This is a genomic window from Flavobacterium piscis (genome assembly GCF_031457575.1).
GTDB lineage: Bacteria > Bacteroidota > Bacteroidia > Flavobacteriales > Flavobacteriaceae > Flavobacterium > Flavobacterium piscis_A.
The window spans coordinates 1-19,623 of record NZ_JAVDWQ010000031.1 but is presented as its reverse complement, the minus strand read 5'-3'; the positions used below and the strand labels follow the sequence as shown (position 1 = coordinate 19,623).

The 19,623-nt window shown below is 32.1% G+C and carries 18 protein-coding genes; 7 read left to right on the top strand and 11 right to left on the bottom strand.

Features of this window, described 5'->3' with window-relative positions; all coding sequences use genetic code 11:
- Positions 1 to 95 precede the first annotated feature (95 nt).
- On the bottom strand, positions 96 to 1,481 hold the full coding sequence (gene fumC, locus J2W48_RS22735) for a class II fumarate hydratase (protein ID WP_310284461.1): 1,386 nt from the start codon (positions 1,479 to 1,481) through the stop codon (positions 96 to 98).
- 394 nt (positions 1,482 to 1,875) lie between these two features.
- Here fumC and J2W48_RS22730 point away from each other — a divergent pair, with 394 nt between their 5' ends.
- Positions 1,876 to 2,055 carry a hypothetical protein gene (locus tag J2W48_RS22730; protein WP_310284460.1) on the top strand — a complete coding sequence of 60 codons (180 nt, stop codon included), beginning with the start codon at positions 1,876 to 1,878 and terminating at the stop codon, positions 2,053 to 2,055.
- 64 nt (positions 2,056 to 2,119) lie between these two features.
- Here J2W48_RS22730 and J2W48_RS22725 read toward each other — a convergent pair whose 3' ends face one another.
- Both J2W48_RS22725 and J2W48_RS22720 read right to left on the bottom strand, forming a co-directional pair.
- Positions 2,120 to 4,597, bottom strand: coding sequence for a TonB-dependent receptor (locus J2W48_RS22725; RefSeq protein ID WP_310284458.1), 2,478 nt, complete (start codon positions 4,595 to 4,597; stop codon positions 2,120 to 2,122).
- A gap of 91 nt (positions 4,598 to 4,688) precedes the next feature.
- On the bottom strand, positions 4,689 to 5,033 hold the full coding sequence (locus J2W48_RS22720) for an arsenate reductase family protein (protein WP_310284457.1): 345 nt from the start codon (positions 5,031 to 5,033) through the stop codon (positions 4,689 to 4,691).
- Between the two features lie 113 nt (positions 5,034 to 5,146).
- Between J2W48_RS22720 and J2W48_RS22715 the strand changes: the two genes are divergently transcribed.
- Both J2W48_RS22715 and J2W48_RS22710 read left to right on the top strand, forming a co-directional pair.
- A complete protein-coding gene (locus J2W48_RS22715) occupies positions 5,147 to 6,079 on the top strand; it encodes a CPBP family intramembrane glutamic endopeptidase (protein WP_310284456.1) in 933 nt (310 codons plus the stop codon).
- Between the two features lie 3 nt (positions 6,080 to 6,082).
- Positions 6,083 to 7,123 carry an AMP-binding protein gene (locus J2W48_RS22710; protein WP_310284455.1) on the top strand — a complete coding sequence of 347 codons (1,041 nt, stop codon included), beginning with the start codon at positions 6,083 to 6,085 and terminating at the stop codon, positions 7,121 to 7,123.
- A gap of 144 nt (positions 7,124 to 7,267) precedes the next feature.
- Here the strand turns inward: J2W48_RS22710 and J2W48_RS22705 are convergent, their stop codons facing one another.
- The 3 genes from J2W48_RS22705 to J2W48_RS22695 form a co-directional block, all read right to left on the bottom strand.
- The gene (locus J2W48_RS22705; RefSeq protein ID WP_310284454.1) at positions 7,268 to 8,497 is read right to left on the bottom strand and encodes an RsmB/NOP family class I SAM-dependent RNA methyltransferase; all 1,230 of its coding nucleotides are present in this window, start codon (positions 8,495 to 8,497) and stop codon (positions 7,268 to 7,270) included.
- Between the two features lie 135 nt (positions 8,498 to 8,632).
- The gene (locus J2W48_RS22700; protein ID WP_310284453.1) at positions 8,633 to 10,597 is read right to left on the bottom strand and encodes a KUP/HAK/KT family potassium transporter; all 1,965 of its coding nucleotides are present in this window, start codon (positions 10,595 to 10,597) and stop codon (positions 8,633 to 8,635) included.
- Positions 10,598 to 10,725: 128 nt separating this feature from the next.
- Positions 10,726 to 12,045: a hypothetical protein gene (locus J2W48_RS22695; RefSeq protein ID WP_310284452.1), complete on the bottom strand. Its 1,320-nt coding sequence runs from the start codon at positions 12,043 to 12,045 to the stop codon at positions 10,726 to 10,728.
- Positions 12,046 to 12,166: 121 nt separating this feature from the next.
- Here J2W48_RS22695 and J2W48_RS22690 point away from each other — a divergent pair, with 121 nt between their 5' ends.
- Positions 12,167 to 13,228 (top strand): beta propeller repeat protein, encoded by a 1,062-nt coding sequence (locus tag J2W48_RS22690; protein WP_310284451.1) that lies wholly within the window; start codon positions 12,167 to 12,169, stop codon positions 13,226 to 13,228.
- 66 nt (positions 13,229 to 13,294) lie between these two features.
- On the opposite strand, the gene J2W48_RS22685 is transcribed toward J2W48_RS22690, so the two are convergent.
- The 4 genes from J2W48_RS22685 to J2W48_RS22670 all read right to left on the bottom strand — a co-directional run bounded on the left by J2W48_RS22685 (position 13,295) and on the right by J2W48_RS22670 (position 15,950).
- Positions 13,295 to 13,753 carry a sensor of ECF-type sigma factor gene (locus J2W48_RS22685; RefSeq protein WP_310284450.1) on the bottom strand — a complete coding sequence of 153 codons (459 nt, stop codon included), beginning with the start codon at positions 13,751 to 13,753 and terminating at the stop codon, positions 13,295 to 13,297.
- 16 nt (positions 13,754 to 13,769) lie between these two features.
- Positions 13,770 to 14,180 carry a hypothetical protein gene (locus J2W48_RS22680; protein WP_310284449.1) on the bottom strand — a complete coding sequence of 137 codons (411 nt, stop codon included), beginning with the start codon at positions 14,178 to 14,180 and terminating at the stop codon, positions 13,770 to 13,772.
- 32 nt (positions 14,181 to 14,212) lie between these two features.
- Positions 14,213 to 14,755, bottom strand: a complete 543-nt coding sequence (locus J2W48_RS22675) for an RNA polymerase sigma factor (RefSeq protein ID WP_310284447.1) — start codon at positions 14,753 to 14,755, stop codon at positions 14,213 to 14,215.
- 61 nt (positions 14,756 to 14,816) lie between these two features.
- Positions 14,817 to 15,950: an SRPBCC family protein gene (locus J2W48_RS22670; RefSeq protein ID WP_310284445.1), complete on the bottom strand. Its 1,134-nt coding sequence runs from the start codon at positions 15,948 to 15,950 to the stop codon at positions 14,817 to 14,819.
- 434 nt (positions 15,951 to 16,384) lie between these two features.
- Between J2W48_RS22670 and J2W48_RS22660 the strand changes: the two genes are divergently transcribed.
- Positions 16,385 to 16,765 (top strand): pyrophosphohydrolase domain-containing protein, encoded by a 381-nt coding sequence (locus J2W48_RS22660; protein ID WP_310284443.1) that lies wholly within the window; start codon positions 16,385 to 16,387, stop codon positions 16,763 to 16,765.
- A 58-nt stretch (positions 16,766 to 16,823) separates the two neighbouring features.
- On the opposite strand, the gene J2W48_RS22655 is transcribed toward J2W48_RS22660, so the two are convergent.
- The gene (locus tag J2W48_RS22655; protein ID WP_310284441.1) at positions 16,824 to 17,894 is read right to left on the bottom strand and encodes a branched-chain amino acid aminotransferase; all 1,071 of its coding nucleotides are present in this window, start codon (positions 17,892 to 17,894) and stop codon (positions 16,824 to 16,826) included.
- 303 nt (positions 17,895 to 18,197) lie between these two features.
- On the opposite strand from J2W48_RS22655, the gene mnmC2 reads away from it, so the two are divergent.
- Together mnmC2 and J2W48_RS22645 are read left to right on the top strand one after the other, a co-directional pair.
- Complete coding sequence (gene mnmC2 / locus J2W48_RS22650) at positions 18,198 to 18,863, top strand: tRNA (5-methylaminomethyl-2-thiouridine)(34)-methyltransferase MnmC2 (RefSeq protein WP_310284439.1); 666 nt, start codon at positions 18,198 to 18,200, stop codon at positions 18,861 to 18,863.
- 165 nt (positions 18,864 to 19,028) lie between these two features.
- Entirely contained in the window at positions 19,029 to 19,226 is a 198-nt protein-coding gene (locus J2W48_RS22645) for a hypothetical protein (RefSeq protein WP_310284437.1), read from the top strand.
- The last annotated feature ends 397 nt before the right edge of the window (positions 19,227 to 19,623 follow it).

The window sequence follows — 19,623 nt, the reverse complement described above, 5'->3', positions numbered from 1 at the left end:
TTTGAAAAGGTGTTCGCTCATCCAACAAATATACTAATCTTTCTATTTTACGCTAAACCCCGAGGCAGAGCCTCGAGGAATTCTTTTGATTAAAACTAAACCATTTCCTCAGGTTTTACCCAGGCATCAAAATCTTCTGGAGTAACATAACCCAAACGCACAGCCTCATCTTTAAGAGTAGTTCCGTTTTTATGAGCGGTTTGAGCAATTTCGGCAGCTTTGTAATACCCTATTTTAGTATTTAGTGCTGTAACCAGCATTAAGGAATTATCAACCAGTTCTTTAATCCGTTTGTAATTGGGTTCGATTCCCTGAGCGCAATGTTCGTCAAATGAAATACAGGCGTCACCTAATAGTCTGGCAGATTGAAGAAAATTTGCCGCCATAACGGGTTTAAATACATTCAGTTCATAATGCCCCTGCATACCTCCTATTGAAATTGCAACATCATTTCCGATAACCTGAGCGCAGACCATCGTTAAGGCTTCACATTGTGTTGGATTTACCTTTCCGGGCATTATGGAAGATCCCGGTTCATTTTCAGGAATATGAATTTCACCAATTCCGGAACGCGGTCCCGACGCCAGCATTCTTATATCATTAGCAATTTTATTTAACGAAACGGCCAATTGTTTCAATGTACCATGTGTTTCAACAATCGCATCGTGCGCAGCCAGAGCCTCAAATTTGTTCTCAGCAGTTACAAATGGATGATTGGTAAATTGTGCAATATATTCGGCAACTTTTACATCGTAACCTTTTGGAGTATTCAACCCTGTTCCTACTGCAGTTCCGCCTAAAGCGATTTCAGATAAGTGGGCTAATGTATTTTTTAGCGCTTTTAATCCGTAGGATAATTGCGCTGCATATCCTGAAATTTCCTGACCTAACGTTAAAGGAGTAGCATCCATAAGATGTGTACGACCAATTTTTACAACTGTTGCAAATTCTTTCGCTTTCGCGGATAAAGTAGCGTGTAATTTTTCGACTCCGGGAATTGTAGTTTCTACAATCATTTTATAAGCTGCGATATGCATTCCGGTTGGGAAAGTATCGTTGGATGACTGCGATTTATTCACGTCATCATTTGCTTTTATAAATTGTTCACCTTCGCCAATTTCAAAACCTTTAAGAACCTGAGCGCGGTTTGCAATTACTTCATTTACGTTCATATTACTTTGCGTTCCTGAACCGGTTTGCCAAATCACGAGCGGAAATTGATCACTCAGTTGTCCGGCTAAAATTTCATCGCAGACAGCGGCAATAGCATCTCGTTTTTCTATTGGTAAAACGCCTAAATCATGATTGGCATAAGCGGCAGCTTTTTTAAGATAGGCAAAGCCTTCAATTATTTCCTTAGGCATTGATCCTGAATCACCAATTTTGAAATTATTTCTTGAACGTTCTGTTTGTGCTCCCCAATATTTATCGATTGGTACTTGCACCTCGCCCATGGTGTCTTTTTCTATTCTGTATTTCATTTGTATATAGTTTGTTGTAAATGTTATTTGTAAAATGTTGTTGTAAATGAAACACGGATGATGCTGATTTACTTCGTAAAAACGCTGATTAAAACGGATTTTTTATTTACATGTTTAAATTTCTTTTGAAGACGATTGCTCTAGCCCTGATGGAAACGGCATCCTTTTATGGCGGGGTTCGCCACAAAAGATATAGTGGACAGCAGGAAACAGCTCCTGAAAACACTCACATTCTTCTTGTTTAGACAGTTAAATATTTATCTGAAAAAATCCTTATTTAAAATGAGTTTAAATATACAGATAATTATGTTTTTATAAAAATTGATTTGCTTTTTATTGCTAACGAAAAATATAAAACATACATTTGTCCTTACATTCAAAAATTCCGGAAAACATGTTTGAATTTTCACAGTACTTAGGTTTTTTACTTTTCTTGACCATACTAACTATAGGGTTTTGGTTGATGTTTTTCTTAGTAGGTTTCGTATCTTATTGGGTTACGGGTGCTAGCTGGGAAATGTTCAAAGAGAAAAGAGCAAAGAAAAAACAAGAACAACAATCAGTTAAATATTAATTGATTTCATAAAAAAAGGACCCGTTTACGAGTCCTTTTTTTTATGCTTTAAATTGGGATTTTACTATCCCTGAAATTCACCACCTTCATCACCACCTCCGTTTTTATTTGGTGCATTTTTGTCTCTGTCTGTTTTCTTCATGTTCAACCGATAGGTGAATGACAGATTAATTTGTCTTTTTCTCCATTGAAATTCACTATAGGAATTTACACTTAACAGATTGGTTTCTGATATCATTTTTCTGGAATTGAAAAGATCACTAACATTAAGTGCAATCGTTGCTTTATCTTTTAATACATCCTTACTAAAGGCTGTATTTACTACATAATTACCTAAACTTTTCCCTTGTGCAGTATTTCTTGGACCAAAATACATTCCGGATAACTGCCACTCAATTTTGTAAGGAAGTGTCAATCGGGAGTTTACCCTGGAAAACCATGAGAAAGTTTCGTTATCTAAATTTGTAGTAATCATTTCTCCTTGGGTATTAGTATAGCTATAATCACCTGTTGTTTTGATGTCTGAAAGGTTAAAACTACTGTTGATTTTCCAGATTTTCAACGGAGTATAGTTTAAAGTAAATTCGAAACCAAACTGTTGTTCTTTAGCTAAATTTATTGGGCTACTTAAAATTACAGGATTATTACCTACATATTCTCCGGTCTCGCTGCGAACAAACGAGAATACATCTTTAGTACTTTCATAATACATCGAAGTACTAAAAGTCACTTTTTTCCAATGTTTTAAATATCCTAAATCAAATTTATCTGTAAAAGAAGGATCCAAGTCGGGATTACCTCTAAATAAGTTGATGTTACTCGAAAAGTTAGTTGCCGGATTCAAAAATCTGCCTCTTGGTCTTGACAAACGCTTACTGTAACTTAAGGAAACACTGCTTTCGTCTGATATTTCATAATTTATGAAGGCGCTAGGGAAAAAATTGTTGTATTTTTTCGTGTTATAATTCTGAGTGTCTAAAAGATTGACATCAATTTTGGTATCTTCCCATCGTAAACCAAAAAGATACGAAAACTTATTTATTTTAAAACCATATTGTGTGTACAAAGCATTGATACGCTCATTATATTCTAAGGTATTAGAGAGATAACTATCAATAGGATTACCTTGGTTATCTGTGCTAACACTGTACTCATTATCTAAGTTGTTAAAGTTTCCTTTGTAACCCGCTTCAAACTGACTGCCTTTCTTGAGTGGTAAAACATAATCTGCCTGCAGTTGCAACTGATTTTGTTTTTGTTTATTAAATGTTGTATCAAAAGTAGGAGGCTCGCTACTACCAATTGTTTCATCAGTAATAAGAGAATTGTCGGCATCTCTATCGGTAGAATAAGAAAGATTCAAAGTTAATTTATGGCCTTTGTCATCAAAATTTTTCAGGAAATTGGAAGAATATTCAAAATCTTTTCCTGTATCATTACCCTCACTTAAACGATAACGGGTTGAAGTGAAATTACGATTTTCATCAAACGAGTCGTAATTTACCAAATCATTGTTTGAGCCTCTATTGTCTCTGTAACTAATCGCATTTGTCCAATAAGCATTAGGAGCTACCGTCCATTCTACTCCTGTTTTGGTAGATAATCCTTTTCTAATACGTTCGGTGTCTTTATCTTCATTAGTGTAGCCTGTAATAGCACCAGTTTCACGATCTAAATTGGTTGAATTCGTTATACCAGTACCTTCACTAGTTCTGTAATTGTATCCGGTAGATGTAAAAAAGTTTAATTTTTCGGTTTTATAATTCAAATTGGCACTTGCTCCATAGGTTTCGGGGATTCCTGTTGAAGCAATAAAACTTCCGTTGAAACCTAAGTTTTTACCTTTTTTTAAAACAATATTAAGAATACCGGCTCCACCTTCTGCATCATAGCGCGCAGATGGGTTTGTGATTACTTCTACCTTATCAATTGCATCAGCCGGAATTTGTCGTAAGGCCTCAGCCATATTCAGTGCATTAGAAGGTCGTCCGTCAATAAAAATACGTACATTTTCGTTTCCTCGCAGACTCACATTTCCTTCAACGTCTACAGAAACAGAAGGTACGTTTTCTAAAACATCACTAACCGTCCCTCCTTTTACAATCATGTCCTGACCAACGTTGTAAACTTTTTTATCTAATTTAATTTCTACCGTAGATCTTTCGGCACGAACCACAACTTCATTAAGCTGCGCTGCATCTTCAGATAAGTTTACCACTCCTAAATTGGTGTTCTCCTGAATGTTTTTTTGTTTGAACTCATTTGCCTTAAAAGAAATAAATTCAATCTTGATATCGTAAGTTCCTGGCGCAACAGCTACCTCAAATTCACCTTTTGGATTGGTGATTCCACCCGCGATAACTTTTGTCTCATTAGGGGCCATAATAGAAATAGTAGCATATTCAAGTGGTTGCTTAGTCACTTTTTCTAAAACTTTTCCAGTGATTTTTACTCTGTTTTGATTTGAAGGTCCTTGTTGTGCATAAATATATACTCCTGAAAGCAACAATATAAGTATTACAGCAAATTTGATTTTTTTCATTGTTTTTATTATCTTTTCCTTTTAGACAGCAAAACTAAGTTTTGGTTTAAAGACAAGAATCACAAAAAAATGTTAATAACTAATTTTATAATCATTCTAAAAAAGAAGCTACTTTGTCCAGATCACGGCCAATAATAGCATTTCCGTCTTTTATTACGATTGGTCTTTCAATCAAAATTGGATTGTCAGTTATTGCTTGAATAACCTGAGAGTCGCTCAACGTTTTTCCCTTATAATTTTCAATCCAGATTTTCTCTTTAACCCTTACTAATTCAATTGGTTTGAGGTTTAATTTATCTATTAAACTTTTTAACTCATCAAAAGAAGGTGTTTCTGTAAGATACGGGATAATTTCATAACTTAGATTAGCCTCATTCAGAAAAGCCAGACAATTTCTTGATTTACCGCAACGCGGATTATGGTAAATTTGTATCATGTTATTTTTTAAAAGTTTGATGTAAAATAATTGGGCTAAAAAAAGGTATTTTAGCAAGACCAAAAGTAAGATTTACTTATTACACTGAATTCTAATTTTAAAATTTTTAATATATGTTTTTAGAACAAGGGATTAAACCTGAAAATAAGTTTTGGAAGTATCTTTTAGGATCAGTTTTTATTATTACAGCTTCATTTATTGGTCAGGTTCCTTTCTCTGTAGCGATGATTTATAAAAGTTATATAAACAATACCATAATTCCAACAGATAATGCCTCAGCTTTAAAAATGTTTGAACCCAATCTTACTTTATTTTTACTCATGATTTCTTTCGTATTTGCTTTTGCAGGGATCTATTTTGTAATCAATTATATGCACAAACAAACACTTTTGTCAATTACTACAGCCAGAAGAAAAGTAGATTGGAACCGAGTTTTATTTTCTTTTATTTTATGGTCCGCATTTTCAATCATAAGTGTTTTGTCCGTTTACTTTCTGTCACCCGAAACATATCTTTGGAATTTTAAACTAATTCCTTTTCTGCTATTAGTTCTAATAGGAACAATTTTGATTCCAATTCAAACCAGTACAGAAGAGTATGTTTTTAGAGGATATTTAATGCAGGGCTTTGCTAATTTAGCTCGAAATAAATGGTTTCCGCTATTGATGACATCGCTGATATTTGGTTTGATGCATATTTTGAATCCTGAAGTAGAAAAAATGGGGTATATCATAATGGTGTATTACATAGGAACAGGGTTGTTTTTAGGGGTTATTACCCTAATGGATGACGGAATGGAATTAGCATTGGGTTTTCATGCAGCAAATAACCTTATTAGTGCTTTACTTGTCACTTCAGACTGGTCGGCTTTTCAAACGCACTCTGTTTTTAAAGATTTGTCTGAACCGTCTGCCGGCTTTGATGTTATTTTGCCGGTTTTGGTAATTTATCCGGTTTTGCTTTTAATTTTTGCTAAAAAGTACAATTGGAATAATTGGAAAGAAAAATTAACAGGTGATATAAATATTGTAGAAATAAATAATTAAGTCATGAGTAAATTATCGCATAAAAATATTCACAATTATTTTAAACTAAATGGGTATCATTTAAACAAAAATGAGTTGTGTCGTATCGCTTATGATTATATAAAAGAAGGCAGCAGCAACGAACAGGCAATAGGTGAATTTCTTCTGGACTGGTTCGATACTAATGAATATATCGAGATGAAAACTTCAGGTACAACTGGTCTTCCAAAACTGGTAAAACTTGAAAAACAAGCTATGATTCAATCCGCTTTAGCAACAGGGGATTTTTTTAAGTTACAGCCTGGAGATAAAGCATTACTTTGTTTGCCAGTAAAATTTATAGCCGGTAAAATGATGTTGGTTCGAAGTTTAATTTTAGGTCTGGACTTAGATGTAGCAGAGCCAAGTACAGAGCCTTTAGCATTAAATACAACTCAATATGACTTTGCAGCAATGGTTCCCTTACAGGTACAGAATTCGATTGAAGCTTTAAAAAATGTAAAAAAACTAATTGTTGGCGGAGCAAAAATGGATGCCCTGCTCGAAGAAAAAGTTTTGACTTTGAAAACAGAAATTTACGAAACTTATGGCATGACCGAAACTATTACACATATTGCGGCTAAAAGGACCGGAGAAAAAGTATTTACTGTTTTACCTAATATAAAAATTGCACAGAATAATCTTGGATGCTTAATTATTAAGGTTCCTGCAATCTCTGAAGAGTTTATCATTACCAATGATCTTGTTAAATTAATAGGAGAAAATCAATTTACTTTTCTAGGACGAATTGATAATGTCATCAATAGTGGTGGTATAAAATTAATCCCTGAACAAATTGAAGCTAAGTTAATTGATAAAATAAATACAAGATTCTTCCTGACAGGAATTCCTGATTCCGTTCTGGGAGAAAAACTGATTTTGGTTATAGAAGGGGAAAAACGAGATTTTCCATCTGATTTTTTTGATTTTCTAAACAAATACGAAAGACCAAAAGAAATTGTTTTTATTCCGAAATTCAAAGAAAATAAAAACGGAAAGTTATTGCGCAAACCTAGCTTAACTTAATTTAAGTATAAGTAATTATAAATTCATTTTAAGTTTTTCATATATGTTTTTTTAGCATTTAAAAGAGTTAATAAATTATAGGGTAAAAAACAAATAAGCCTTTAGATTATTTCTAAAGGCCTATTTGTTTTTATTTGATAAATATTATTCAGGAATTGCTATGTTTTTTCGCTCTAATAATGCCATATAAAATCCGTCGAAACCTGATTCTGAAGCCAAAATTTTACGATCTTTTACAAAAGTAAATTGTTTTCCAATTTCAGTTTTAAGGAATTTCTCTACTTGTTCCTGATTTTCTGATGGTAAAACAGAACAAGTAGCATACACTAATTTCCCACCTGGTTTTACAATTTTAGAATAACTCTCTAAAACTTCAGCCTGAACTTTACGAATATTATCAATAAATTCAGGTTTTAATTTCCATTTGGCATCAGGATTTCTTTTTAAAACTCCTAAACCGCTACAAGGCGCATCAATTAAAACCCTGTCTGCTTTTTCGTGTAATTTTTTGATCACTTTTGTAGTGTCAATAATTCTATATTCAATATTAAAAGCGCCATTTCTTTTCGCTCTTAATTTTAATTGTTTCAATTTGCTTTCGTACAAATCCATTGCAATCAATTGCCCTTTGTTTTCCATTAAAGAAGCGATGTGCAACGTTTTTCCTCCTGCTCCCGCACAAGTATCTACAATGCGCATTCCTGGCTTTACATCCAGAAAACCGGCTACTAATTGCGAATTGGCATCCTGAACCTCAAAAAGTCCTTGTTTAAAAGCATCTGTCAAAAACACATTGGCTCTTTCTTTTAAAACTAAAGCTTCAGGCTGGTCTTTTAAATATTCTGTTTCAATATTCAAATCCATCAACATGTTTCTTAAACTTTCTTTAGTTCCTTTAAGTGTATTAGTTCTTAAAATAACTTTCGCAGGTTGGTTTTGAGCAGCAATTTCTGTAGCCCAAACTTTTTCGCCTAATTCTTTTACCCCCAATTCATCCATCCAATCCGGAATAGATTCTTTTAATGCCCTAATTTTAGAAAGTTCATCAAAACGTCCTTTTATTTTTCTTTCCGGAGTTCCTTCTAATTGTTTCCAATCTGGAATTGGATATCCTCTCAAGACAGCCCAAACTGCGAACATTCTCCATAAATTCTCCCTGTCAAAAGGTTCTTTAACTTCGGCAATTTCAGCATATAATCGCTTCCAGCGAACAATTTCATATATGGTTTCAGCAACAAACTTCCTGTCAGAACTTCCCCAACGTTTGTCTTTTTTTAAGGCTCTTGCTACCACTTTGTCTGCATATTCTCCTTCATTGAAAATTGCATTCAAAGAATCGATGGTAGTATAAACTAAATTTCTGTGTAATCTCATTTTAAATATTTGAGTTGCAAAGGTACTATTAATTGATTGAAAGTTAAATTTTTAATTTCCACTTTCATTGAAAAGAAAAAAACACTCTGATAAAGTATTAGGAGAGTGTTTTTGAATTTATTCTGAGATAATAGATTATTTAATAATTCTTGTTAGTCCAATATTTTCCGGAGCATGAAGCACCATTGGGAATTTCTCTATTTTTACAGAGCTACTGTCTAAACCAAAAGCTCTTTCTTCCGATAAACTTAGTTTTTTAATAAAAAAATAAGAGTTCATAATAATGTTTTCATGCCATTTTAGATCACTGTCATTTGAAAGGAATTTTTCAGATAAAACAAATTTAAAGTCACCAATAATATTGTTTTTATTTAATGATTCATAACGACTGGTAATATCAACTTCTCCTCTTTTTACCATGTCGCGAATAACTTCCCTAAACATCAAATTAATTTTAGTTGGTTCTCTAAATCCTAAATTAAAATCAATTCTGTAAATGTCATCTTTTGCAATTTCAGTTACTTTATATTGTGTTTTATAAGGTTCTGTTAGAATATTTACGTGAACAAACCAATAAATATCAGCTCTTTTGGGACGCTTTTGCAAAATAGAATACATCACTTTTTGCTCCAGTTCATCGACCCGATTGGCGTTGGTCATGTATACTAAATGGGTGGCATATTTTGGAATAGATAAATCCTCACTCAATTCCATTAGGACTTTCTTGTAATCATCAATTTTGATAATTTTGGTATAGCTTTTATTAATTTTCTTAGCCAAATACCATATTGTCATTACTGAAATTAATACTGTAGCAATGATTAGAGTTACATATCCACCATCGGCAAATTTGGTAACATTGGCAATTAGGAAACTAAATTCAATCAATAAATAAATTGTAATTAAAGGAACCATAAAATACAATTTTACCCTTTTCATAATTAAATAATAATTCAATAAAATCGTAGTCATGATCATACATAATACAATCGCAAGACCATAGGCATGCTCCATATTACTTGATTTTTCAAAGTGTAAAACTATTCCAACACAGCCAAAAAACAATAACCAGTTAATAGATGGAATATAAAGCTGTCCCTTAACTTCTGTTGGGTATTTAATTTTTACTTTCGGCCAGAAATTTAAACGCATTGCTTCATTTATCAAAGTAAACGATCCGCTTATTAAAGCCTGAGAAGCAATTACAGCTGCCAAAGTGGCAATAACTATCCCAATCGGCTGAAACCAGTCTGGCATAATCAAATAAAACGGATTTCCATTCTCACCACCTAATTCCTGTAATGTCTGACCTTCATGGTGGGTTAAAAAAGCGGCTTGTCCAAAATAATTTAATACTAAAGTTAATTTTACAAAAATCCAGCTAATTCTAATGTTTTTTCTTCCGCAATGCCCCATGTCAGAGTATAATGCTTCAGCTCCAGTTGTACATAAAAAAACCAATCCAAGAACAAAAAATCCTTCGGGATGTATCTGTAATAAATGATAGGCATAATAAGGATTTATAGCTTTTATAACTTCAGGGTGATATATAATCTGAATTACACCTAAAGTTCCCAGCATTGCAAACCAAATAAGCATCATTGGCGCAAAAAACTTACCAACGAGTTTGGTTCCAAATTGTTGAATCGTAAACAAAATAAATAAAATTCCAATAACGATAGGAATTGTATTTATTTCAGGGTAATATGTTTTTATACCTTCTACTGCTGATGAGACCGAAATTGGCGGAGTGATAATTCCATCTGCTAATAAGGCACTTCCTCCAATAATAGCAGGTACAATCAACCATTGAATTTTTGTCTTTTTGACCAAAGCATACAAGGCAAAAATCCCTCCTTCACCATGGTTGTCTGCACTTAAGGTAATGAGTACGTATTTTATAGTAGTTTGTAAAGTCAATGTCCAAAAGACACATGAAATACCTCCTAAAACAATATCTGCATCAATAATATGTTCACCAAGAATAGCTTTCATTACATATAATGGAGAAGTACCAATATCTCCATAAATAATTCCCAGTGTAATTAATAACCCTCCTATAGACAACTTACTGTGTAAGTTTTTATGCGATGCGCTCATGTATATTTTATAAAAGACGGTTGCAAATTTACTGTTTTAAAATAAATTAGCATCAATTATAAGTAAAAAGATAAAAAAAAGCACAATCGTTAAATTGTGCTTTTTTTAAATTTAAAACATAGATGAAGTTAAATTCTTCTTCCTCCACCTCTTGAATTTGAACTGTTTTCTCTTTGAGGCTGGCTGCTTCTGGATTCCTGACTCACTCTGGGTGATTCTGAGCGTTGTGCACTTTGAGGTTTGGAAGTGTTAGATTTGTTTTCAGAGTAGTTTCTCGGAGCTTCTGTTCTCTGGGGTGAAGTTGTTCTGTTTGAATTCGTTTTGTTTTCAGAATTACTTCTATTTTCATTTGAATAGCCACGAGATACTGTTCTTGAAGAATTATCAGCCTTTATTGGATTATTTGTTTTAGTCGAATTGTCTCTGCTTGAAGCAACACGATTTGTATTATAATTAGCCTCAGAATTTTTTCTGTTTTCATTTGAATAACCTCTTGATTCAGTTCTTGGAGAATTTTCAATTTTTACAGGATTATTTGTTTTAGCAGAATTATTTTTACTTGAAGCAACTCTATTTGCATTATTGCTTCTATCAGATGCTGTTCTGTTTACAGTATAATTTCTGTTTTCAGTTCCAGATATTCTTCCCGTATTTAATCTATTAGTGCTATAGTTCTTATTTGAATTTCTATTTGTCTCTCTGTTTGCAACTCGTCTTTGGTCTAATTCATATCTGTTATTGATATTTGAATGTCTTTGTGCAAAACCATAGTTTGGACGTCTTGTTTCGTAACCATATGCACGTCTGGATTCATATAGAACAGGAGCTCTGTAACTTCTTCTGGTATTTACATAGTTATAATGATTGTTTACGTTTATACAAACATTAATATTGTTTCTATATCTGTAAACCGGATAAGGTCTCCAGGCATAATAGTACGTAGGATAAAAATTCCACGTCCAGCTTGAATAATAAGGTCTGTAATTCGGTACCCAAAAAGAGGTGTAAATTACCGGGGTAACATTATAAACAGGCTCGTAAATATAATTAGCACCGTATAAATAAGAGTTCCCAACAACCTGAACCACAACTTTGTTATTATTATCTCTTTCAACATCAATAGTTGCAATATCCTGATAAATATCACGATCTAAAACAGATTGAATAATGATAACATGTGTTCTTTTTTCTACAGATTCAATTACTCGTAAATAATCAACCTGATCATCATCATTTAGATCAAGATTTGATATTTGATATTTAGGATCATTCAGTCTTCTTTCAAAATCCTGAAGATTTGCCGATTCTCCAAAAATGGAAGCAACAGCTCTTAAATCTAAATTATCACTAATATCTGAGTTTTTTGCATAAACTGTAGTTTGGCTTTGTGCTTCAACATAACTAAAACCTAAAGCTAAAAGGGCTATAAAAAATAATTTGGTTTTCATGGCAAATCATATTAAGATTAATATTCTGAGATATCCAATTACTGTGCCATAATTTATTATTATTATTATTGTTTTGAATGTTATAATAATTGTATTTTAGCTCCAACTAATTTTAAATTATATGAAAAAAATAGTTTTGTTTCTTGGTCTTTTTGCTTTATTTATGTCTTTTAAAACAGTTAATTATAAAAATAAGACAACACTTGATAATGGTTTTACATCCATCCTGATTGATACTTTATTCGAAGATCAAATTAGTATCCGAGCCATCTCAATTGATAAAAATAAAATTTGGTATGGGGCAGATAATTCTCGTTTTGGGTATTATGATTTAGATAAAAAAGAAAAATTTGAAGAGCATATTTATCGTGATACTTTAAAATTAGAGTTTAGAAGTATTGCCCAAACTTCAAAAAATATTTTTTTATTAAGTGTTGGTAATCCTGCATTACTTTATCAGATTTCTAAAAAAACACAAAAAGTAAAGTTGGTTTATAAAGAAATTAATGAAAAAGTGTTTTATGATAGTATGCAATTTTGGAATAATAAAGAGGGAATCGCTATTGGTGATCCAACTGAAGATACATTTTCGATAATTATAACTCGTGATGGTGGTGAGACCTGGACTAAATTACTGTCGGATAAATTACCAACAAATTCTAAAGGAGAAGCCGCTTTTGCAGCTAGTAACTCTAATATTGTAATTAAAGGAAATGATACCTGGCTCGTCTCTGGCGGGAAAAAAGCCCGTGTATTTTACTCTCCTGATAAAGCAAAAACATGGAAAGTTGCAGAAACACCTATAGTACAGGGAAAAACAATGACGGGTATTTTTACGGCAGATTTTTACGATTCTAAACACGGGTTTATAGCCGGGGGAGACTATGAAACTCCGCAGCAAAACTATGACAACAAAGCATTTACAAGTGATGGTGGGAAAACATGGGAATTAACAGGCCAAAATCAAGGCTTTGGATACGCATCCTGCATACAGTATGTTCCCGGAAGCAATACTAAACAATTAGTTTGTGTAGGAGCATCAGGCATACAATACTCTAAAGATGCCGGTGCAACCTGGACACAGCTTTCTCAGGATTCAAAATTTTTTACTATTCGTTTTATAAATAAAAATACAGCAATTGCAGCAGGTCATAATAAACTTGTACAAATCAATTTTAAATAAATAAAAACCCTAAATATAATACAGTGTATTATTATAGGGTTCTTATCGCTGTTGTTCTTTAAAATCTTAATTTTTAGATGCTTTTTCTTTATATTGTTTCAACAATTTTCTATTGAAATCATCTTCTGATTTTTTAAGCTTTAATATTTTCTTTGCAGAAAGTATCTTTTTTAAATTCGACATAAATTTTTCACGCAAAAGATATAACTCCTTATCAGTACTTTCTATTTGCGTTAGTAGTGATGCCGCTTCTTTTTCAGACATTGAATTGGCATTGTCATCGTTTAATTTACGTAAATATGTTTTCATTTTTTCATAGCGCAATTCGAATTGCTTATCATCGTACGCACTATAAATGGGCCAGAATTTTTGAGCTTCAGAAGAAGTAAGCTCAAGTTCAGTTGTTAAAAATGAAACTTTAAAAGCCTTTATTTTTTCGCGCTTTTCATCTATTTTCTCACTTTGTGCATAAAATGAAAAACTAAGAAAAAATAAAAGTAACGGAATTATATTTTTGATTTTCATCTTTTTTATTTTAGAATTATTCTGAAATTAAATTTTCAATATTTGGATTTGAAGATAAAATATCTTCAAGTGTTTCCTCTTCAAAAGCAACATTTTTATTAATTCTCTGTATATCTTCATGATCCAGTTCTAGAATTAAATCGTACTGATTTAAGTTAGACCCATAAGATAAATAAGTTTCTAAAGTTGCTTCGTCAAGTTCTTTCAATCTATTATAATAATTACTCACTATCGGAATCATTAATCCAATAACTAATACAGCAGCAAGTAATGCAATATTCTTTTTACGTTTGTAAAGCGGAATTATTTTTACTTCTGTTTCATTGATTTGCTGTAAAACTTTTGCCGAAAAACCATCAAAATAATGCTCCGGAGTTTTAAATCCGGTTTTTATTTTCGGGTCGTTTTCTAGTTTAAATGTTTTCATATGTTTATAAGATATGTTTTATAGCAAAAGGTTTAATTTGTGGTAACATATAATTCGATTTTTTTTACAGCATGATGATATGATGCTTTTAAAGCACCTACAGAAGTTCCTAAAATTTCTGCAATTTCTTCGTACTTTAGTTCTTCGAAATATTTCATTTTAAAAACTAATTGCTGTTTTTCTGGTAATATTACAATAGCTTTCTGGAGCTTTATCTGGATTTCGTCCCCATCAAAATAAGTATCAGCTTTTAAATTGTCTATTGTCTTATTCTGTAGGGCTTCTGAGGTTAATCCGCTTAACTTTGCTTTTTGATTTAAAAAAGTCAATGCTTCATTCGTCGCAATACGGTACATCCAGGAAAAAAGCTTACTTTCTCCTTTAAAATTTTTTAAATACTGAAAAACTTTTATAAAAGTATTTTGCAAAACATCATCTGCATCATTATGATTCAAAACAATGTTCCGAATATGAGAATACAAAGGCTTCTGATAATCTGACAAGAGTTTCTTAAACGCTATATTTTGCGTTTTAGGATCCAACAATTGTACTATAAATTCCTTCTCGTTTGTCAAACTTTACAATTTATCATGTTAGAATGAATTTAAACCAAAAGGTTTAATGCCTTTTTATCTTTTAGAATTCAGATTGTTCTTCTTCTGGTATCTTTACTGCAGGAGTTGTTGCAGGCTGTTGTGTCTTTACAGCAGACTGAGGTTTGTAAACAGGAACCTTTTCAATTGGAATAACTTTTGGTTTTACAGGAAAATAAATCTCAGTGATTAATTTCGAAGGGCTTTTTACATCTAACTTGCCAGCAATTAAAACTTCAAGATGAGACCATGTTAAATCAGGAATAATTTGCTGACTGTTTATAAAGGCGGTTGTTTTTGATATTGCTTCATCGGTATAAGAGTAATCTCCTTTTAAAGTAGTTTTTACGGCTTCAAAACTATTTAATTTGCCGGATAATATATCGCTTCCGGCACTTATAAAAATCTCTTTGTTTATTGGCAGGCAAATAGAAATTTTTGCCAGACCTGCAGCTGTGTCGTAAGTATGGTAAATAATAAATGGCTTCCCGTTCGAATATAAGTTATTTTTTTTACTGAATTCAATTAGTTTCGGAATTACAACTTTGGCATTTTTATTTACTTTTTGAATCTCACTTGTAAAGGTTTGTTTAATATAAAAAGTTTCTGTTTTTTTTACAAGACCATTTACTTTAACAGTATATGTTTTAGTTTCATAATCTAAATTTTTATCAATATTTGCCAGGCTTTTTTCATAAATTGTTCCAATAATATTATCAGACCCTCCACTCAATGCGGTATAAATTTTAAAAATAAAACTCATTGTACCTTTTGCTTTCCAGGTAACTTTTGTTTTTCCCGCTAAAGTATCTTTAAAAATCCAGTTAACATCTGCCTGTGTACCATTAAAGTTCATTTTTTGATGAATGTTTTCACCTTCGATAGCTTTTAATGTAATTACATTTCCTGCTCCTTCGTTTCCTTCCCACGAAAATGAAGCCCCATTCCCAATAGTTTTATTTGGGAATGTCATTTTTATACTTGGATCTTCTATCGCCCACGATTCAAAATCTTCAAAATTCCTAAAATCATTTACGTAGTTATATACAGTAGCCCTGGGTGAGTTAATTACTTTACTTCTTTCAACCGAAAAATCTCCCTTTTGGGTAGCAACAAAAACAGTAAGGGCAACAAAACTTAATAGTAATAAAAGAAATAAATATTTTAGAATTTTCATTTGATAATAGATTTGGTGTTGTAAAGTTATCAATTTTATTATTACTCCTAAATTAAGAGGCAAAAAAAGAAATATATTTCGTTTTAGTAAAATTGCAACCGGTGCATTTTAAATTAGCTTGTCAAATTCACTTCATATTTTAAATATATAAATAAATTATGAATTACCTTTTGAAAAAGATTTTAATCAAAAATAAAACAGCAATAAAAACAAAAAATCCTATTAATATCTTATAATTCCCTTTATAGAAAGTTTTGTGTAATGCTAAATCTTTTCGATATGCAAATATCATTACAATTACAAAAACTATAAAAAAACAGATTGCAAACAAAAGTTGACCTTGACTAAACATACATAAATTATTTTTAAGCAAATTTAGAGAATTGTATACGAATAGTTACTAATTTGCGCTTCATTTAATCAAATAATAATTTATGAGAAAACAACTTGATGCGGTAACTGAATTTCACACCGCGTTTAAAATAGGACATAGCGAAACACCAGTCGCTGATTTAGGTGAATCTAAAAAATTACTTCGTTATAATTTAATGAAAGAAGAAAATGAAGAATATCTTGAAGCAGTGCAAAATAATGATTTAGTTGAAATTGCAGATGCTCTTGGGGATATGATGTACATCTTATGTGGCACTATTATTGAGCACGGTCTGCAAGATAAAATAGAAGCTGTTTTTGATGAGATTCAACGCAGTAATATGAGTAAATTGGGAGAAGATGGGAAACCTATTTACAGGGAAGATGGAAAAGTGATGAAAGGTCCGAATTATTTTAAACCAGATTTTTCGAAGCTACTGTAAAATATAAAAACCCGACAGATTTACAATCTGTCGGGTTTGTTTTTTATTCTTTTTTTATTTATTGCACTTTTACAGTCCATCCAAAAGTATCCTCAGAAAGTTTGTTTTGAAGATTGGTCAGTTTTTCTTTTAAAAGTGAAGCGTAAGAATTTTCAATCGGTGACATTTCATAATATATATCCTGATAAGAGAATCCCTTAATAACGCTAATAACAGCTGCAGTTCCTGCTCCAAAAATTTCTTTAAGGGATTCGTTTTTGGCAGCTTCTACTAATTCAGAAACAATAACGGGACGAACTTCAACATTAAGTCCTTCTTTTTCAGCCATAGCAATCAAGCTTTTTCGTGTAATACCATCTAAGATTCTTTCGCTGGTGGGTGCTGTCAATAAAGTATCATTAATTCTAAAAAACACATTCATTGTACCGGCTTCTTCCAATTTTGTATGCGTAGCATCATCTGTCCAAATAATTTGCTGAAAACCATCTTTATTAGCCAGGTTAGTTGGGTAGAATTGCGCTGCGTAATTTCCTGCTGCTTTTGCGGCACCAATTCCGCCATTTGCCGCTCTGCTGTAATGTTCTGCTATAATAACTTTCACTTCACCAGCGTAGTAAGATTGTGCAGGAGAAAGCAAAATCATAAATTTATATTCGTCAGACGGATTAGCTACAACCCCTGCGCCGGTCGCAATCATAAACGGGCGAATGTACATACTGTTTCCATTACCTTTTTGAATCCATTCCTGGTCAACTTTTAATAATTCATTCAAACCATCCATAAAAATGGCTTGCGGAACTTCCGGCATAGCCATACGTACTGCTGAATTATTAAAACGTTTATAGTTTTCATCAGGTCTAAACAACCAAACATCATTATTGTCATCTTTATAAGCTTTCATTCCTTCAAAAATAGCTTGTCCATAATGAAAGACTTTTGATGAAGGATCCATTAAAATAGGGGCATAAGGTTTAATAACCGGAGTTTGCCATTCCCCATTTTTAAAATCACATTCAAATAAATGGTCTGTAAACACAGCACCAAAGCTTAAGTTCTCAAAATCAACTTCACTTATTTTCGACGAAGTAGCTTTTCTGATTTCAATTTTGCTTGTTTGAGTTGTACTCATAATAATCTGGTTTTTATGTAATTTTCATCCCTACACAATAAATAAAATGATAATTTAATGTAAATAGGTTTTATTGAATGCAAAATTAAATAAAATTATATATTTTACTTGCTAAAAATCCATTAATTACCTTGTTTAACTGCGATTTATTTATTTTACAATAAACTTAAAAAAATAGCTTGATTTTATAGGGAATTTATGAAAAAACCTTATTTTTTTAAGGGTTTACGCATTTGTTTTAACTAAATTTGACACTCAAAAATATCGAAAACCAACAAAATCATATTTTTAAATTCAAAAATAGTGAAAAGAGAAATAATTAAAACACTCGATGGTTCAACAACTATTCATTTGCAGGAATGGGATGAATGTTATCATTCAAAACACGGTGCAATTCAGGAAGCTAAACATGTATTTATAAAAAACGGCCTTTCATTATTCGAAGATAAACAAGTCAATATCCTTGAAATTGGTTTCGGAACAGGTTTGAACGCCTTTGTCACATTTCTTGAAGCTCGTCAAAAACTGCAAAAAATAGAGTATGTGGGCGTAGAAGCATACCCTGTAGATGCCAGTGAAGTTATAGCAATGAATTATGTGGCAGAATTGGAGGCTTATGAATTTGAAAAAATCTTTCAAAAAATGCATGATTCTGAATGGAACTGTAAAATTGAAATAACTCCTGACTATGCATTAACCAAAAGAAAACAATTTTTTAATGAAATAGAAGATCAGGAAACTTTTGATCTCATTTACTTTGATGCCTTTGGATACCGTGTTCAGCCAGAATTATGGAGCACAGAAATTTTCCAGAAAATGCACAATAGTTTAAAACCAAATGGCATATTAGTAACATACGCAGCAAGGGGAGTTGTTAAAAGAAGTATGCTTTCAGTTGGATTTACAGTTGAAAAATTAGCAGGGCCTCCGGGAAAACGTGAGATGTTCAGAGCACATAAAAAGGCATAAGGGAGCTATTTATAGTAATTCCATATTGATGTATACATATTAAGAAAACGTATTCGTTATTATTATTTTTAAAATAATAAGTTAAAAGATGATATTATACATGATATTTGTTTAAATTTGGCTCAAGTTTAAAAATCGAGATAACCCCCAAAATCTTATTTTATTATGTCAAAAATGATGTTTGATTATACAAAATCAATACTTGAAAGAGTGAGTTTTGATCCGATACTTTTCTGCAAAGAGTTAGAAAAAGCTATCAAAACACTATTACCTTACGAAATGGAACAGCTACAAGAATGGTTATTAAATTTCATTATAGAAAAACCGGAATTGAAGGAATGTTTGTTATTAGTTAAGGTATAAAAAAACCGTCTGAAAAGTGTTTTCAGACGGTTTTTTTTTGATCTTGATTTCCGTATTACTTATTCTTATCAAAAAGCATAAGAGATACTTCTTTTCTATTTGAAATAAATCAAATTCGATCCAAAAATACAGTGAATCTAAATTAAGCTCAAAAGGTTTTTTTTGAGCAGATAGCGTTCAGGATTTTTCTATTCGTGGGAACTAAGTGTGTCTTCATATTCACTCCCAGAAAATAACTTCAGGAAGATACTAGATTGGAATTTAGTAGCTAAAGTACCACTCCACAGGTTTTCGTATGATCCATTCTTTGCGCATGATCCGTTTTCGTATTGATCCTATTCTTTTTTGCGTTTCCCTTTGAGTCGGGCTGTACGCTGTATCTTTGATTCCGGAAAGG

Excerpts from the sequence above, each read along its gene's own strand:
- J2W48_RS22690 (WP_310284451.1), top strand. The coding sequence starts at position 12,167 with ATGAAAAAAATAGTTTTGTTTCTTGGTCTTTTTGCTTTATTTATGTCT.
- J2W48_RS22655 (WP_310284441.1), bottom strand. The coding sequence starts at position 17,894 with ATGAGTACAACTCAAACAAGCAAAATTGAAATCAGAAAAGCTACTTCG.
- J2W48_RS22700 (WP_310284453.1), bottom strand. The coding sequence starts at position 10,597 with ATGAGCGCATCGCATAAAAACTTACACAGTAAGTTGTCTATAGGAGGG.
- J2W48_RS22710 (WP_310284455.1), top strand. The coding sequence starts at position 6,083 with ATGAGTAAATTATCGCATAAAAATATTCACAATTATTTTAAACTAAAT.
- J2W48_RS22725 (WP_310284458.1), bottom strand. The coding sequence starts at position 4,597 with ATGAAAAAAATCAAATTTGCTGTAATACTTATATTGTTGCTTTCAGGA.
- J2W48_RS22695 (WP_310284452.1), bottom strand. The coding sequence starts at position 12,045 with ATGAAAACCAAATTATTTTTTATAGCCCTTTTAGCTTTAGGTTTTAGT.
- J2W48_RS22660 (WP_310284443.1), top strand. The coding sequence starts at position 16,385 with ATGAGAAAACAACTTGATGCGGTAACTGAATTTCACACCGCGTTTAAA.
- J2W48_RS22705 (WP_310284454.1), bottom strand. The coding sequence starts at position 8,497 with ATGAGATTACACAGAAATTTAGTTTATACTACCATCGATTCTTTGAAT.
- fumC (WP_310284461.1), bottom strand. The coding sequence starts at position 1,481 with ATGAAATACAGAATAGAAAAAGACACCATGGGCGAGGTGCAAGTACCA.
- J2W48_RS22670 (WP_310284445.1), bottom strand. The coding sequence starts at position 15,950 with ATGAAAATTCTAAAATATTTATTTCTTTTATTACTATTAAGTTTTGTT.
- J2W48_RS22685 (WP_310284450.1), bottom strand. The coding sequence starts at position 13,753 with ATGAAAATCAAAAATATAATTCCGTTACTTTTATTTTTTCTTAGTTTT.
- J2W48_RS22715 (WP_310284456.1), top strand. The coding sequence starts at position 5,147 with ATGTTTTTAGAACAAGGGATTAAACCTGAAAATAAGTTTTGGAAGTAT.
- J2W48_RS22720 (WP_310284457.1), bottom strand. The coding sequence starts at position 5,033 with ATGATACAAATTTACCATAATCCGCGTTGCGGTAAATCAAGAAATTGT.
- J2W48_RS22645 (WP_310284437.1), top strand. The coding sequence starts at position 19,029 with ATGTCAAAAATGATGTTTGATTATACAAAATCAATACTTGAAAGAGTG.
- J2W48_RS22730 (WP_310284460.1), top strand. The coding sequence starts at position 1,876 with ATGTTTGAATTTTCACAGTACTTAGGTTTTTTACTTTTCTTGACCATA.
- J2W48_RS22680 (WP_310284449.1), bottom strand. The coding sequence starts at position 14,180 with ATGAAAACATTTAAACTAGAAAACGACCCGAAAATAAAAACCGGATTT.